This window comes from Rhodoferax sp. GW821-FHT07F03, from assembly GCF_059418745.1.
This window is the reverse complement of sequence record NZ_JBWKQM010000038.1, coordinates 1-861: the sequence shown is the minus strand read 5'-3', so window position 1 is coordinate 861 and position 861 is coordinate 1. Positions and strand designations below refer to the sequence as shown.

General features: G+C 57.8%; 1 protein-coding gene. It reads right to left on the bottom strand.

Annotation, left to right across the window (positions count from 1 at the left end):
• Positions 1 to 11: 11 nt before the first annotated feature.
• A protein-coding gene (locus AC07R0_RS25700; protein ID WP_495107030.1) for an IS5 family transposase occupies positions 12 to 804 on the bottom strand; the annotation gives its coding sequence in 2 pieces (ribosomal slippage) (positions 12 to 546 and positions 545 to 804; 795 coding nt in all).
• Positions 805 to 861 lie beyond the last annotated feature (57 nt).

Sequence of the window (861 nt, the reverse complement as noted above, 5' to 3'; positions counted from 1 at the left end):
TAAGAACCTGTTCAAAATCTTTTGAGCAGCAGAGCCAGGAATGCTAAATGAATGAACTGCAAGGTGGTGTTCAAAAGCCTCTCGCAGTTCTTCCACAGCCGCCGGTTCTTCTCCAGCCACGCGAAGCTGCGCTCTACCACCCAGCGCTGGGGCATGACCTTGAAGGTATGGAGCTCACTGCGTTTGGCTATCTGCACTCCCACGTGCTCGCCCAGGATGTCTGCTACGCCCTGGGCAAAGGGTTTGCCCACGTAGCCGCTGTCACATAGCAGGCTTTGCACCTTGCTGAGGGCCGGTTTACAGCGCTGCAGTGCCTGCAGCGCCCCTTTGCGATCCGTCACCTCGGCTGTAGTCACGGCCACCGCGTGCGGCAGCCCCTGTGTGTCCACTGCAATGTGGCGCTTGATGCCCGAGACCTTTTTGCCCGCGTCATAGCCCTTACAGGCTGCCGTGTCCGTGTTCTTCACGCTCTGCGCGTCCACGATCAAGAACGTGCTTGAGGCGTTGCGCCCCTGTTTCTCTCGGGCCACGCCAACCTGATTTTTTTAATGCCTGCTCCAGCAGGCTGGCGCCTTCGTGCGGCGCACTCCAGATGGCAAAGTAAGCGTGTACTGTGCGCCATTTGGGGAAATCACTGGGCAATGCTCGCCACTGGCAGCCAGTGCGCAGCAAGTAAAGCACGGCGCAAAACACGTCATACAGGTCAACGCTGCGTGGGCGGGTGGTTTTGCGGGCACTCTCCAGCAAGGGGCGGATGAGTTCGAACTTCTCGGGGCTGATATCGCTGGGGTACTTGGCTCTCATGGGGCCAGCAGCTTAGCGGAAAGTCAGTATCAAAAAAGATTTTGAACAGGTTCTAAG